The sequence below is a fragment of the Streptomyces diastatochromogenes genome (genome assembly GCF_002242805.1).
Classification (GTDB): Bacteria; Actinomycetota; Actinomycetes; order Streptomycetales; family Streptomycetaceae; genus Streptomyces; species Streptomyces diastatochromogenes.
Genome location: NZ_MCGQ01000054.1, coordinates 1 through 13,213 on the forward strand (window position 1 = coordinate 1; position 13,213 = coordinate 13,213).

General features: G+C 70.2%; 13 protein-coding genes. 4 read left to right on the forward strand and 9 right to left on the reverse strand.

Annotated features, from left to right (window positions below; all coding sequences use genetic code 11):
• The 7 genes from BEK98_RS42925 to BEK98_RS42955 form a co-directional block, all read right to left on the reverse strand.
• The coding region (locus BEK98_RS42925) for an aminotransferase class I/II-fold pyridoxal phosphate-dependent enzyme (protein ID WP_143684240.1) at window positions 1–422 on the reverse strand (422 nt) is incomplete at its 3' end.
• Between the two features lie 3 nt (window positions 423–425).
• Complete coding sequence (locus BEK98_RS42930; RefSeq protein WP_094222260.1) at window positions 426–1,445, reverse strand: 3-oxoacyl-ACP synthase III family protein; 1,020 nt, start codon at window positions 1,443–1,445, stop codon at window positions 426–428.
• On the reverse strand, window positions 1,442–2,095 hold the full coding sequence (locus tag BEK98_RS42935) for an SRPBCC family protein (RefSeq protein ID WP_094222261.1): 654 nt from the start codon (window positions 2,093–2,095) through the stop codon (window positions 1,442–1,444). Before BEK98_RS42935 ends, BEK98_RS42930 begins: the two co-directional genes overlap by 4 nt.
• On the reverse strand, window positions 2,067–3,821 hold the full coding sequence (locus BEK98_RS42940; RefSeq protein ID WP_094222262.1) for a thiamine pyrophosphate-binding protein: 1,755 nt from the start codon (window positions 3,819–3,821) through the stop codon (window positions 2,067–2,069). The genes BEK98_RS42935 and BEK98_RS42940 overlap by 29 nt, the downstream gene beginning before the upstream one ends.
• Window positions 3,818–4,834, reverse strand: a complete 1,017-nt coding sequence (locus tag BEK98_RS42945; protein WP_244202225.1) for a GlxA family transcriptional regulator — start codon at window positions 4,832–4,834, stop codon at window positions 3,818–3,820. Before BEK98_RS42945 ends, BEK98_RS42940 begins: the two co-directional genes overlap by 4 nt.
• A 228-nt stretch (window positions 4,835–5,062) precedes the next feature.
• Window positions 5,063–6,679, reverse strand: coding sequence for a sodium/solute symporter (locus tag BEK98_RS42950; RefSeq protein ID WP_094222264.1), 1,617 nt, complete (start codon window positions 6,677–6,679; stop codon window positions 5,063–5,065).
• Window positions 6,676–7,197, reverse strand: coding sequence for a DUF485 domain-containing protein (locus BEK98_RS42955; protein ID WP_094222265.1), 522 nt, complete (start codon window positions 7,195–7,197; stop codon window positions 6,676–6,678). Before BEK98_RS42955 ends, BEK98_RS42950 begins: the two co-directional genes overlap by 4 nt.
• A gap of 276 nt (window positions 7,198–7,473) precedes the next feature.
• Between BEK98_RS42955 and BEK98_RS42960 the strand changes: the two genes are divergently transcribed.
• The 4 genes from BEK98_RS42960 to BEK98_RS42975 all read left to right on the forward strand — a co-directional run bounded on the left by BEK98_RS42960 (window position 7,474) and on the right by BEK98_RS42975 (window position 10,484).
• Window positions 7,474–8,481 carry an NADP-dependent oxidoreductase gene (locus BEK98_RS42960; RefSeq protein ID WP_208643389.1) on the forward strand — a complete coding sequence of 336 codons (1,008 nt, stop codon included), beginning with the start codon at window positions 7,474–7,476 and terminating at the stop codon, window positions 8,479–8,481.
• Window positions 8,478–9,284, forward strand: coding sequence for an SDR family NAD(P)-dependent oxidoreductase (locus BEK98_RS42965; protein ID WP_094222266.1), 807 nt, complete (start codon window positions 8,478–8,480; stop codon window positions 9,282–9,284). The genes BEK98_RS42960 and BEK98_RS42965 overlap by 4 nt, the downstream gene beginning before the upstream one ends.
• A 184-nt stretch (window positions 9,285–9,468) precedes the next feature.
• Window positions 9,469–10,029 (forward strand): ATP-binding protein, encoded by a 561-nt coding sequence (locus BEK98_RS42970; protein WP_094222267.1) that lies wholly within the window; start codon window positions 9,469–9,471, stop codon window positions 10,027–10,029.
• On the forward strand, window positions 10,026–10,484 hold the full coding sequence (locus BEK98_RS42975; protein ID WP_094222268.1) for a Fur family transcriptional regulator: 459 nt from the start codon (window positions 10,026–10,028) through the stop codon (window positions 10,482–10,484). Before BEK98_RS42970 ends, BEK98_RS42975 begins: the two co-directional genes overlap by 4 nt.
• Here the strand turns inward: BEK98_RS42975 and BEK98_RS42980 are convergent, their stop codons facing one another.
• Both BEK98_RS42980 and BEK98_RS42985 read right to left on the reverse strand, forming a co-directional pair.
• Window positions 10,485–12,272 carry an RICIN domain-containing protein gene (locus BEK98_RS42980; RefSeq protein WP_244202226.1) on the reverse strand — a complete coding sequence of 596 codons (1,788 nt, stop codon included), beginning with the start codon at window positions 12,270–12,272 and terminating at the stop codon, window positions 10,485–10,487.
• Window positions 12,273–12,327: 55 nt separating this feature from the next.
• The coding region (locus BEK98_RS42985; RefSeq protein WP_208643390.1) for a beta-galactosidase trimerization domain-containing protein at window positions 12,328–13,213 on the reverse strand (886 nt) is incomplete at its 5' end.

The window sequence follows — 13,213 nt, forward strand, 5'->3', positions numbered from 1 at the left end:
CCGGTGGGGTTGTGGGGATTGCACAGCACCACGACACGGGTGCGGTGGTCGAGCGCCGCGAGCAGGGCGCCCAGATCCTGGTGTCCGTCCGGCGACAGGGGTACGGCGACGGGGTGAGCGCCGACCATGGCGGTCAGCAGGGGATAGGCGTCGAACGTGCGCCAGGCGTAGGCCACTGTGTCGCCGGGCCGGACCACTGCCCGGAGCAACTGCAGGGCCACGCCCACCGATCCGCTGCCGACCGCGACACGGTCGGGGGTCACCTGGCACCATGCGGCGATGCGCTCGGTGAGGTCGTCGGGGTAGAACTGCGGGTAGCGGTGGGCCTGTGCGACGGCCCGTTGCATCGCCTCGCGCACCGAGGGCAGCGGGGGATACGGGCTCTCGTTCAGGGCGAGTCGGTGCAGCACGGGGATGTCCATCGCTCAGTCCCGTCCGCCGTGCCAGCGGACGGCGACGGCACCGGCGAAGTCGCCCGCGTGAGCGAATCCCCCGAGCACCATCAGGTCGCCGTCCTCCACCTGCCCGGAGCTGATCGCGCGGTCCAAGGTGATCGGAATCGCCGCTCCGAACAGGTTCCCGTACGCATCGAAAGTGTTCAGGTGCCGTTCGGCCGGCAGTTGCAGCGCTTCCCGCCAGTTCCGCAGGAAAGTGCGGTTGGGCTGGTTCGTGATGAGGACGTCGATGTCGGTGGTCGCCACGCCGAGCCGCCGGCACAGGTCCGTGACCACCTCGGGGACGAGGCGGTTTCCGCGGGCCAGGACCTTGGCGACGCTGGCGTCGGTGAACCCGATCCGCAGCTGGGACTCTCCCGGCTCCCAGTACTTGCGGCCGTCGTCGACCGCCACGGTCATGTCTCCGGCGTACTCGCCGATGTGCCGGGTCTCCACGTCGAGGACCGGCGCCTGTGCCGACGTCGTCACGTACCCCACACCGCACCCGTCGCCCGGGATCGCCGCCTGGGCGAGCCTGCGCACCTCGGACTGGGTGAACCACTGACCCGCGGCACTTTGCGCGTTGCAGATCAGCGCGGTCCTCGCATCGGTGGTGGTGAGGATCTGCCGGGCCATCTTCAGCATGTACACGAAGGACGCGCAGCCCGCGTTGGCCACGTCGACGAGCCACTCCGGGTGCAGACCCAGCCGACGCGCCACCTCGGTTCCGGCGCCCACGAACGGCAGGTCCGGCAACTGGCTGTGCACCAACAGCACGTCGACGCCTCGGATCTCCGCCGCGCCGTGCCGTTCGATCAGGGGCTGTACGGCACGCTCGACCATGTCCGCGTTGGTCTCGTCCCTGGCCACGTGGTGCCGTAACGGCGGGACCTTGAACATGGGGTGGTTGCGGAGCTTGTCCTCGGCTCCGGGGAAGTCCGTGTAGAACTCCGCGGGGACCGGCTCGCCGGGCAGGTAGCTCGCGACGTCGGTGAGGCTGACCGTGGTCACCGCTCCACCGCCCTCGCCGGAGCCGCGCTGACCGGCAGGCCGTTGCGGTGGCGGTGTTCCAGGATGGCCTTGAGGTTGTGCATCTCCACGGTGTGCCCTGCGTAGAAGAGGTCCCAGTAGTCGCCCACCCAGGGCCGGTCCGGGCGGGGCGCCAGGTCGGGGTGCGGGTTGTCGTCGTAGTAGGGGTGTCGGCAATTGGTCCAGGTGATCACCGAACCCGGCTTGTCGAGCACCAGTCGGGCCGGTACGACACGCATCAGGTAGATCATCCACAGCTTCTCGCCCTGGTCCCAGGAGCAGTGGTAGTCCACGGTCATGGCCTCGGGGTTCGCGCGCACCTCGCAGTAGATCCTGGTGTCGTCCTCGAGCCGGTCGTGACCGACCCACAGGCCCGGTGTGCCGGATGGCGCGAAGTCCCGCAGGCTGCAGGTCCACTCCTCCAGATGGTGTCCCTGGCGCAGGTAGTCGTAGGCCTGCTCCGGGGGGCAGTCGACGTACTCGTGGATGGTGCAGTACTGCCCGTAGACCTGATGGTGGGGGTAGACCGCGTGCGTGAGTTCCATGCAGTGGGCGGTCAGTTCCTCCTTGCCGGCGTTCTCGATCCGGACCAGACCGGGGATGTCAGCCAACGTGGACGACTCCTCGCTCATCTGAACCCTCCTTGCTCTCGGTGGCTTCGGTGAAGGACTGGAAGGGAAGGAACGGGGGGATCTCCCGTGGGTCACAGGCCACTGCGACGAACGCCGGGCCGTCGCCCGCATTGCCGCGCAGGAGCGCCGTGCGCAACTGCGCCGCGTCCTCGGCCCCCATGGCCTCCAGGGACGGGAAGGCGGCGGCCACCCCGGCGGCGAGGTCGGTCGGGGCGAACAGGTCGTGGCTGCGGATGCCGCCCTGGAAGAACTCCTCACGCAGCGCGCACATGGCGTGGGCGTTGTTGTTGAAGATCACGAAGGTCACCGGTGCGGCGTACTCCACGGCGGTGTGCACTTCCATCCCGTGCATGAAGAAGGCCCCGTCGCCGGCGAGGACGTAGGTGCGTCGGCCGGTGGCGAGCGCGGCGCCGATACCGGCACCGAAGGTGTAGCCCATGCCGCCCATGCCGACCGCCACCACGAAGCGGCCGTGGCGCGGGGCCGGGAGGAGATGGACCGCGCTGGCCCCTGCGTTGCCGGCGTCCACGAAGACGTGGGCGTCCTGGGGGAGTGCCGCCTCCACCGCGGCGACCGCCTCGGCATAGGGGGTGGTGCGCCCACGCGTCCGGGAGAGCGGGCTCGGCATGGGTGTGGGAAGGGGACCGGTGTGCGGCGGGCAGGGACGTGGGTGGGACGGCAGCCGGGTGATGACCGCGCTCAGCGCGTCCCGGAGGTTCCCGCCCAGTGCGGTGCCTGCCACGAACGGTGGTTCGGAGCCGAGGCAGACGACCTCGGTGGCGGCCAGGGCCCGGTCGAGGCCGCCGCGCGCCAAGTGCGGCAGCCGGGTACCGACCAGCAGGCATAAGTCGGCCCGCCGCAGGCAGTCTTCGACGTTGGCGTGGCCCATCACCCCGGCCACGCCTGCGAATCGGGGATCACGGTTGTCGAAGACGTCCTTGGCGTCCGGGGTGACCGCCACCCATGCCCCGAGGCGCCGGGCCAGTTCGGCCAGCTCCGTACGGGCGTTGGCGGCGGCGACTTCTTCACCGGCGATGACGAGGACGCGGCCGGCCCGGCGAAGGGCATCCGACACGGCGGTGAGGGCGGCCGCATCGAGCCGTGGCGCCGATGCCGTCGGCGCCGGCCCGCCTGGTGGCGGCGCCGCGTCACGGCCGGGCACCTGGATCCGTGCCCGCTGCACGTCCTTGGGCAGCAGCAGCACGGCCGGTCCGCGTGGATCGGCCTGTGCCGCCGCCATTGCCCGAGGCAGCAACTCCGTGAGTGAGTCCGGTTCGGTGACGCGGGCGCAGAACCGGGCGACGGGGGCGAAGACCTCCAGGGCGTCGAAGGAGCCCGCCTTGCCGCTGGTGTCCTGGAACGCCCCTTGGCCTTCCTGGCCGGTCGGCGGCTGGCCCACCAGGGCCAGCACGGGCACCCGGGAGGCGTGCGCTTCCGCCAGACCTGGTACGAGGTTCATCGCCCCACCGCCCGAGGTGGCGGCAACGACGCCGAGGCGCCTGGTGGTACGTGCGTATCCGTCGGCCATGGTGACGGCGGAGAACTCGTGCTTGGCGACGACGCCGCGGACAGCGCCGCCGCGATGCACTGCGTCGTACAGGTCCTCGATGTTCGCGCCGCCGACGCCGAACACGTGGGTGACGCCGGCCCTGGCGAGTTCCGCGGCCAGATAGTCGACCAGGCGTACCGTTCCTGCCTCGCGTAACTCCGAGGTCGTGCCGGTCATACGGGGCTCCTGCCCTCGTTGTGGTGTCGGTCGATGAGGCCGGATGGCGACATGACCTGAAAGCGGTGCCGGTATTCCCTGGGGGTGAGTCCCAGGGTTCGTCCGAAGGAGCGGAAGAACGTCTCGGGAGCGGCGAATCCGCAGCGGCCCGCTATCTGGCTGATCGTCAGGTCCGTGGTCTCCAGCAGCTCGCGTGCGCGGGCGATGCGCGTCCGCTCGACGTACTGGCCGGGTGTCGTGCCCACCTCGCGCCGGAAAACCCGGGCGAAGTTGCGCAGGCTCATGTTGGCCTGCCGCGCGATCTCGGCCACGGGCAGCGGGTTGTCCAGGTTGCCCAGAATCCACTCCTGCGCTGCCCGGATCGGCGGATGGTCGGCCAACTGGGCGTCGAGGAGGGCGCTGTACTGGGACTGTCCTCCGTGCCGCTTGAGGAACAGCACCAGAAACCGTGCCGTCTCCAGCGCGAGCGCCGCACCGTGATCGGCCTCCACCAGGGCCAGCGCCATGTCGATGCCCGTGGACACGCCCGCGGAGGTCACGAAGGGGCCGTCCCAGACGAAGATCGGCTCGGCGTCCACCGTGACGTCCGGATAGCGGCAGGCCATCGCCTCGCTGTACGCCCAGTGCGTGGTGGCGCGTCTGCCGTCGAGGAGGCCCGCCTCGGCCAGCAGAAAGGATCCGCCACATACGGAGGCGACTCTGCGCGACCGGGCCGCTGCCCGGCCGATCCAGGACACGAGCGCCCGGTCCCGGAGCGCGGTGTCGAGACTCCATCCGCCCGGCACGAGGAGCGTGTCGATCGGGCCCTGCCCCGCCTCCAGCGGCGAGGCCCCCACCACCACTCCTGAACTCATGCGCACCAGTGGTGCGTCGGCGGAGACGAACTCGGTTCGGTAGGGGGTGCCCGACGGACCCAGGAGCCGGTTCGCGGTATCGAACACTTCAATCGGTCCGGTGATGTCCAGGGCCATCGCGCCCGTGTACACCACCACAACAACACGTCGCTCCAACACGGTTACACCCTGTATCGGGCGTCGCACTGGCTGCAATGACAGTTTATTGACGGATCCGGCCAACGCGCTGTCGCCGGAGGGCGAAGAGGGGGTCTGGTCAGGCAGTTCATGCGCCCGGGCCGACGGCGCCGGGTGAGGCAGCTCACAGGGCGTCGGTGCGGCTGTGTGCCGCACCGACGCCCTCACCCCCGGATCACGTCCGGCTGCGAGGCCGCCCGTCGCCGCGGGTCATTCGGCCGCGGCCAGCAGCCGCGGCTCGCTCTCCTCGTACAGTCGCCGCGTCTCGCGGCTCTCGGCGGCGCGGCGCCGGTGGTCCAGACGGCTGCCCAGCCAGCCCGCCAGATAGCCGAACGGGATGGAGACCAGGCCGGTGGACTGCATGGGGAACCAGTCGAAGTCCGCGTGCGGGAAGACGGCGGACGGCGTGCCCGAAACGGCCTTGGAGAAGGCCATCAGCACCAGCGCGCAGACCGTGCCCCCGTAGAGGCTGGCGAGCAGGCCGGTGCGCGTGAATCCGCGCCAGAACAGGGAGTAGGTCAACGCGGGGGCGACGGCCGATGCCCCGATGCAGATCGCCAGCGTGGTCAGTACGGCGACGTCCCAGTTCTGGACCAGGGCGGAGAGCAGGATGGCAACAATCCCCACCGCCACGCTCGTCCACGCCGCCACCGTCATCTCCGTACGCGGCGCCGCCCGTTCCCGCCGCAGCGCATGGGCGAACAGGTCATGGGCGAGCGACGAGGCCGCGGCCAGGGTCATCCCCGCGACCGAGGACAGCAGGGTGATGAACACCGTGCCCGCCATGGCCGCGTAGAGAACCGTCGTGCCCGCGGAGCCCGTGCCGCCGCCGAGCGCCCGGGACAGCATGAGCACCGACGTCCTGCCGTGCGGGTCGGCCGCGGTGATGTACTGCGATCCCACCAGCGCCGCCGCGCCCGTACCCATGATGATCACGGTCAGACAGAACGTGGTGACCGTACCGACCGCCCAGGACATGGAGCGGCGCACGGCGGGCACGTCCCGCGCGGAGTACAGACGCATCGTGATGTGCGGCAGGCAGGCCGCGCCGAGGATCACGGTGATCTGAAGACTGGCGAAGTCCAGCCGTTCACCTGCCGACGTGCCCAGCTGGAGGCCCTGCTGAAGGAAGGCCGGGCCCGTTCCGCTGCCGCGTTCGGCGGCCCGGAGCACCTCGCCGAGGCTCCAGTCGAAGCGGTTGAGGACCAGGGCGGCGACGGTGACGCTGGTGCCGAGCAGGAACACGATCTTGATCATCTGGATGAGCGCGGTGCCCCGCATGCCGCCGATCGCCGCGTAGATGATCATCAGGCTGCCGACGAGGACGATGCATGTCGTCCTGGCGCCGGCCTCGTGCGGCATGCCCAGGATGAAGGTGAGCAGCGACCCGGCCCCGGAGAGCTGGACGACCAGGAAGGGGAGGGTCGCCGCGAGCGTCACCACGCAGGAGGCGATGCGGACGGCCCGCCCGGGCATGTTGCGGGCCAGGACGTCGCCCATGGTGAAGCTGCCGGCGTTGCGCAGCGGCTCGGCCAGCAGGAACATCAGCAGCACCAGCGACAGGGCGGTGCTGACCGCCAGGACGTAACCGTCGTATCCGGCGAGCGCGATGATGCCGGTGGTGCTCAGCACCGTGGCCGCGGAGATGTAGTCGCCCGCGATCGCCAGGCCGTTCTTGAGGGGGGTGAGCGAGAGGTAGCCGGTGTAGAAGTTCGTCAGGTCGTCGCGGTCCGGTCCCGCCATCACACACATCAGCAGCGTGAGGGTCACCAGGGTGCTGAACATGACCAGGACGACCGCCTGCGTCCCTGAGCCGAAGTCGTTCATCCCGCCACCCCGGCATCCCGGCTAGGCCGGACCGTACGCTCCCTGACGACCCGCGCCAGCGGGTCCACGGAGTGCTGTGCGCTGCGTCCGTACCAGAGGACGGCCGCGAAGGTGACGACGAGCTGGAGGATCCCGAGGCCCATGCCCAGGCTCAGCTCCCCGGCGATCTTGGAACCCATCAGGTCCGGCGCACAGCAGGACAGCACCACGTACACCACGAAAGAGCCGAGCGCGGTGAGCGTGGAGACCCGGCGGAGCACCTGGTAGGCCGAGCGGAGGGCGGCGAGGTCGGCACCGTGCGGAGGAGGCTCGTGCGCGTGCGGTGGGCGCCGGGGGGATTGCCCGTACGGGTCGTACCAAGGGGCGTCGTATCCGTACGAGGTGTCCTGCGGGGCCTCGTTTCCGTACGACCCCTGCCATGGATCCCGCCCGTACGGCTCGCGCCGAGGGGCGTGGCCATGGGGCTCGGTCTGCGGCCATCCCGGCGGCGGGTACCGGTTGTCGTCGGGGTGTGTCATCGCGTGGCCTTCCGGTGCGGCTCGGATCCGTGGGAGGTGGTGGTGGAGCATCGGTGTGGCGGCGCACGATACCGACTGGTTGGAATGGCCGATAAGCCTGCGGAGAGTTACGTTTTCGGCTCGATGAGGCATCCGGTCGACGGCGGTGCGTCGACGGGCTCACGACCCCCGGACCCTAGATCCTCGGACTGGTGGATGATCTGTGGGGAATATCACGAGCACCGACCTACCTACTGGTCGGTATGGTCTCGGGGAGCCGCAACAACAGGAGGCGTGATGTCCACGACCAACCGCCAGATCCGTCTGGCAGCCCGCCCCGTGGGCGAAGTGAAACCCGAGGACTGGGAGCACTGTTCCGAACCGCTCACGGAACCGGGTCCGGGCCGGTTCGCGGGCCGGACCCGCGTCATCTCCCTGGACCCGGCCATGCGGGGCTGGCTGGACGACCGCCCCTCCTACCTGCCGCCAGTGGGCATCGGAGAGGTGATGCGCGCCGGATCGGTCATCGAGGTCACCGCATCCAACCACCCCGACTTTCAGCCCGGCGACCACGTGGTCGGCACGTTCGGCGTCCAGGAGCACGTGGTCTCCGACGGCCGCGGCGCTCTGAAGATCGACACCTCCCTCGCCCCGCCCTCGACGTATCTGGGAGCGCTGGGCATGCCCGGCATGACCGCCTACTTCGGCCTGCTGGACGTCGGCGCGCTGCAGGACGGCGAGACCGTCGTGGTGTCCGGGGCGGCCGGCGCGGTCGGCACCATCGCGGGTCAGATCGCGAAGGCCAAGGGCTGCCGCGTCGTGGGCATCGCCGGCGGGCCGGAGAAGTGCGCCATGCTCACCGACGAACTGGGATTCGACGCGGCGATCGACTACCGGGCCGAAGACGTCAGAAAGGCGCTGCGCGAGCACGCCCCCGACGGCATCGACGTCTACTTCGACAACGTCGGAGGGGACATCCTGGACGCCGCCCTGACCCGGCTCGCGATGCACGCGCGCGTAGTGGTCTGCGGCGCGATCAGCCAGTACAACAACGCCACGCCGGTCAAGGGCCCCTCCAACTACCTCTCGCTGCTGGTGCGCCGCGCCCGCATGGAGGGCTTCGTCGTCTTCGACTACGCCAAGCGCTACGCGGAGGCCGCGCAGGAGATCTCCGCCTGGATCGGCGCCGGCCGCATCCAGGTCAAGGAACACGTGGTGAGGGGCACCGTCGACGACTTCCCCGCGACCCTGCAGATGCTCTTCCGCGGCGAGAACGTCGGCAAGCTCGTGCTGGAGCTGGCATGACCGCCGCTGAGAGTGGGTCCGCCGCCCTGCGGGAAGAGCAGAAGGACGGCGTCCCGCTCCAGGGAAAGGTGGCGATCGTCACCGGTGCTGCCAGCGGACTGGGCCGGGCCTCCGCGCTGGCACTGGCGAGGGCGGGCGCGCGTGTCGTCGTCGCCGACCTCGACGCACAGGGCGGGCGGGAGGTGGCCGACATGGTCGACGGCCACTTCCGCGCCTGTGACGTCTCCGACCTCGACGCCAACCGCGCCCTGGTGGAGTTCACCCAGGAGCAGTACGGCGGTGTCGACATCGCGCTGCTCAACGCGGGGGTGGCGACCGGATGCGGCGTCGGTGAGGACTTCGATCCGGTGCGCTACCGCCGGGCGATGGGCGCCAACCTCGACGGCGTGGTCTTCGGCACCCACGCGGTCCTGCCCGCGCTGCGGGCCCGCGGCGGCGGATCGATCGTGGCGACCGCTTCCCTGGCGGGCCTCGCGGCGGTGCCGCTCGATCCGCTGTACGGGGCCAACAAGCACGCGGTCGTAGGACTCGCACGCTCCCTGGGGCCGGCTCTCGCGCCGGAGAACGTGCGCTTCAACGCGGTCTGCCCAGGGTTCGCCGAGTCGCGCATCATCGACCCCCTGCGCGGCATGCTCTCCGAGCAGGGTCTGCCGGTCATCCCGGCCGAGGTCGTCGCGGACACGGTGCTGCGGATCGTCGCCGGCGACGGCACCGGGGAGTGCTGGTTCATCCAGGCCGGCCGCGAACCGGAGCCCTTCCGCTTCCGCAACGTCCCCGGCCCGGCCCGGCCCGTCGGCGTCTGAGACGTTTCCGGGGGTGGGTCTTGCGAACGGCCGGGCCCGCCCCCACCGGCGTGCGGAATCAACCGAGTGGCCTCCAGTAGCTTGAGGCAATCACAAAAGAGGACCCCCTCCATAGACTTGACTGACTCCAAAGAAGGCGTACGGTCGAAAGAGAGAAGGCAACCGTCCCCCGAAGGGTGCCCGCATGACCCGCACCATCGCCCGGGATTCCCGCTCGGGCGGAGCGATCCCTGAGGCGGCCGTCCCCGGCCCGTTCGGGACCGGGCCCTGGACTCTGCCGTGGTCGCCGACCGCGTGCGGTCTGGCGAGGACCGCCGTCCGCGACGTACTGCCCCGATGGGATCTCGGTGATCTCGTCCCGGTCGCCGAACTGCTGGTGAGCGAGCTGGTGTGCAATGCGCTGCGGCACGGCGCCGGCCCGCTGCGCCTCACCCTCGAGCGGGTCCCGGATGTGCGCTGTACGGTCAGCGACGGTTCCACGCAGCCTCCGCGACTCTCCGACGCCGGCTCCGAGGACGAGGGCGGCCGCGGACTGGCACTAGTGGACATGCTGGCCGCACGGTGGGGCTACGAGCGCGGCCTGCCCTTGGGGAAGACCGTGTGGTTCGAACTCTCCGCCGGGTCGGACGAGCCGGGGCCGGGCGGAGCGGATTCCCCGGACGAGCAGAGCGCACTGTGGAGGGACGGGAGCGTTGTGAACGGCCCGGTGGCGCTGAAGGGCGGCTGGAAGGGCGAGGCCGCATGACCACCGCGACGACCGGCGAGGAGCCGATGGCGCTGGCGGCGGCACGCCTGCGCACGGCGGGCATGCGGGTGACCGCCCAGCGCATGGCGCTGCTGATGGCGGTCTCCGAGTCGGCCGGCCACCTCGACGCCGACGCCCTGCGCGAGCGCGCCCAGCGGGTCACGGGCGGCCTGTCCCTGCAGGCCACCTACAACGTGCTGCGCGCGCTCACGGACGCCGGTCTGGTCCGGTGCACCCAGTTCCCCGGTCACCCGGCCCGCTACGAGATCGAGCACCACGACAACCACCACCACTTCGTGTGCCTGCGCTGCGCCGCCATCCGTGACGTCGAATGCGCGGTGGGTGCGGCTCCCTGCCTGGAACCACAGCTGCCCGAGGAGTACGACATCCAGGAGGCCGCCGTGACCTTCTGGGGCCTGTGCCCCGACTGCCGGGCTGTCACCCCGGCGCCCTGACTACTGGACGAGCTCCCAGTCCTGCGAGCCGTCCGTGAGCGCGTTCTGCAAGGTCAGCTGTGCCCCGGCGGACGCACCGGTCAGGTAGAGGTTCGTGTTCTTGACCGACTGCAGCTGGTAGAACCCCTCGCTGGTCTTGACGAGGTTCCAGCTGCCGGTGGCGCTGTTGTCCACCCACTGGCCGATCTTCTGCCCCACCGTCGCGTTGCCCGTCCAGATGGCTGCCGCGCGGCCGCCCGCCTTGTTGAGCAGGGTGACACCGCCGTTGGGCTCGGTCACGACGTGCCAGAACTGGGTGTCGGCGTTCGCCGCCGAGCCGGGGGCCTCCAGACGGACGTCGGGAACGTCGCCGTTGCCGATGTTCGCGTCGTTGGTCTTGCCGCCGGTACCGATCACCTGATCCGTCTTCCGGTTCACCAGCTGGTAGTAGGCGCCGTCCGAGTGACCGAGATCGACCTCGGCGAACTTGAGCGTCGACGTGCCCTGGTTGTTGAGTATCGAGATGTGGCCGGTGCCCTCGACGTACTGCAGGTCGCGGCTGTAGCCGGCCTGAGAGGTCGTCTGGTACTCCTTCCACACGCCGTCGCTGCGTCCGCTCTCGTTGACCCAGACGTTGCCGCTGCCCGCGGCGTCGTAGACCAGTCGTCCCCCGGGGAGTCTGATGATCACCGGGCTGCCACCTGTCGGGAGAGCGTGTGAACCGGTGTCGACCGGCAGTGAGTTGACCCCCGTGCCGGTGGGCGAGCCGGTGGAGAACTTCAGCGGGTCGTCGGAGATCCGGTATCTGGTGTTGGCTCCGCCGCCCCAGTACTCGAAGGTGAGGAGCCACTTGCCGTCCGTCGTGCGGACGACGTTGGCCATGCCCGGTCGCCCGCCTCCGATCTCCGTCTTCCCGCCGCCCATGTCCTGGCTCAGGCCGGCGATGTCGACGACCGGGTTGCTCCACTGCGCACTACGGCCGTCCCAGGTCCGGTGCGCGAGGATCTGGCCGTGCGAGTCCGGGGCGGTGTCGTTCGCCGGGTCCGGTGTGGGGACGCCGGTGGTCGGATCGAAGCCGGTGTAGTCGTTCTCGTCGGAGTAGTAGCAGACGAGCCTGCCCTTGTAGACCATCAGGTAGGGCTCCCAGAGGGGATCCACCTGATGGTTCGTGTTGGCGTTCGCGATGTTCTGGCCGACCGCGCCGGCGCTGCCGCCCTGCCAGCCGCCGGTCGCGACGACGTTGAGGATCTTCCAGGTCGCACCCTCGTCGGTGCTGGAATACAGGGCGATCGCGAGGTCCTTGCGGTCCCCGTCGTTGGACGGTGTCCAGGTCGGGTCGGCCGCCTTGTGCTCCTTGTAGTAGTAGTCGTCGCCCGAGACGACGCTCGCGAGCAGCAACGTGCCCTGCTTCAGGTTCCCGACGTCCTGCGGAAGCACGTAGAGATACGGGTTGGTCCAGTTGCTGGTGTACTTCGCGTACTGAGGGTCATGGGACAGGTAGGCCGGAGCCTTGACCTCGGACAGCGGCTGCCACGACGTGCCGTCGTCGTCGCTCTTGTAGACCGGCAGGGTCTGCTTGTCGGCGCTTCCCGTCTCCGTCACGACGGTTGACTTCTCGAACGACGCCACCAGACGTCCGCTCGGCAGCTGCGCAGACTTGGGGTAGATCGCGCAGTTGCCCCGTCCCTTCAGGCAGGGTTCGCTCCCGAGCTGGTACAGGGTGCCGCCCGTCGGGTTGTACGCCTGTGCACCGGACGCGGGTACGGCCAGCAACGCGGACGCTGCGGCGAAGGTTCCCAGCGTTTTCATCAGCGTTTTTCTCTGCATGGTTCCTCCTTCGGGGATGAGCACGGTGGTGCCCGGGTCAGGAGCGGGTGTCCGCTTCGGGGGTCGGCGCTGTGCCGGTGTCGGCCGAGACGAGGACGCGTACGTCCCACGGCCCGAGGTCCAGTGCCGTGCCGGCCGGTGCGGGACTGTCGTTCAGGACGTCGGTCAGGTCCACCAGGGTGTGAGCACGCGCGGGTTCCCAGCTCCAGTTGTGCACGATGTGGACGCGGCGTCCGTCGGGGGAGGTACCGGTCGTCGCGGTCACGGATGCGGGGAGATCCCGCCACCCGCTGCGCTGAGCCGGAGCGATCCAGGTGGCGAGCGCCCGGGCGAGGTCACGGCCGGGCACGGTGCCCACGCAGGTGATGCGACCGGCGCCGTGGCGGCGGGTGGTGACGGCGGGCCAGCGCCCGAAGTGCGGATGGTCGTAGGAGGCCAGCACATCGGCGTCAACGACCGTGAGACCCTCGGTCCAGCGCGTCGCCGTCGCACCGTCGGGCACGTCGAGAGGGCCGCCGGGTACGGCACGGACCACGACGTCCCGCACCAGGTTGCTGAATTCGTCGTAGCGGACCCCGGCTGCCTCGGCGAGCCGGCCGGGGGCCGGTTCGAGCCGGGCGCGGGCCTCGTGGTCGGCGTACCCGGTGCGCGGGCCGAGGACGAGGTGGCCGCCAGCGTGGGCGTAGGCGACGAGCCAGTCGAGCGTGGCGTCGCCGACGACGTACAGGGCCGGGACGACGAGGACCGGGTGGCGTCGCACGGCCTCCTCGGGCGTCATCCCCTCCCGCTGCCCGCTGGGGTCGTGCAACTGCCGGGCATGGATGATCCGTACCTGGCGGCCCGCGTCGAAGGCGCCACGGTAGAAGGGGTCGAAGATCCGGTGGTACGCGGCGGGATCCGGTTCGCCCCCGGAGGTCGCGAGC

Excerpts from the sequence above, each read along its gene's own strand:
- BEK98_RS42935 (WP_094222261.1), bottom strand. The coding sequence starts at position 2,095 with ATGAGCGAGGAGTCGTCCACGTTGGCTGACATCCCCGGTCTGGTCCGG.
- BEK98_RS42940 (WP_094222262.1), bottom strand. The coding sequence starts at position 3,821 with ATGACCGGCACGACCTCGGAGTTACGCGAGGCAGGAACGGTACGCCTG.
- BEK98_RS42950 (WP_094222264.1), bottom strand. The coding sequence starts at position 6,679 with ATGAACGACTTCGGCTCAGGGACGCAGGCGGTCGTCCTGGTCATGTTC.
- BEK98_RS42955 (WP_094222265.1), bottom strand. The coding sequence starts at position 7,197 with ATGACACACCCCGACGACAACCGGTACCCGCCGCCGGGATGGCCGCAG.
- BEK98_RS42960 (WP_208643389.1), top strand. The coding sequence starts at position 7,474 with ATGTCCACGACCAACCGCCAGATCCGTCTGGCAGCCCGCCCCGTGGGC.
- BEK98_RS42965 (WP_094222266.1), top strand. The coding sequence starts at position 8,478 with ATGACCGCCGCTGAGAGTGGGTCCGCCGCCCTGCGGGAAGAGCAGAAG.
- BEK98_RS42970 (WP_094222267.1), top strand. The coding sequence starts at position 9,469 with ATGACCCGCACCATCGCCCGGGATTCCCGCTCGGGCGGAGCGATCCCT.
- BEK98_RS42975 (WP_094222268.1), top strand. The coding sequence starts at position 10,026 with ATGACCACCGCGACGACCGGCGAGGAGCCGATGGCGCTGGCGGCGGCA.
- BEK98_RS42980 (WP_244202226.1), bottom strand. The coding sequence starts at position 12,272 with ATGAAAACGCTGGGAACCTTCGCCGCAGCGTCCGCGTTGCTGGCCGTA.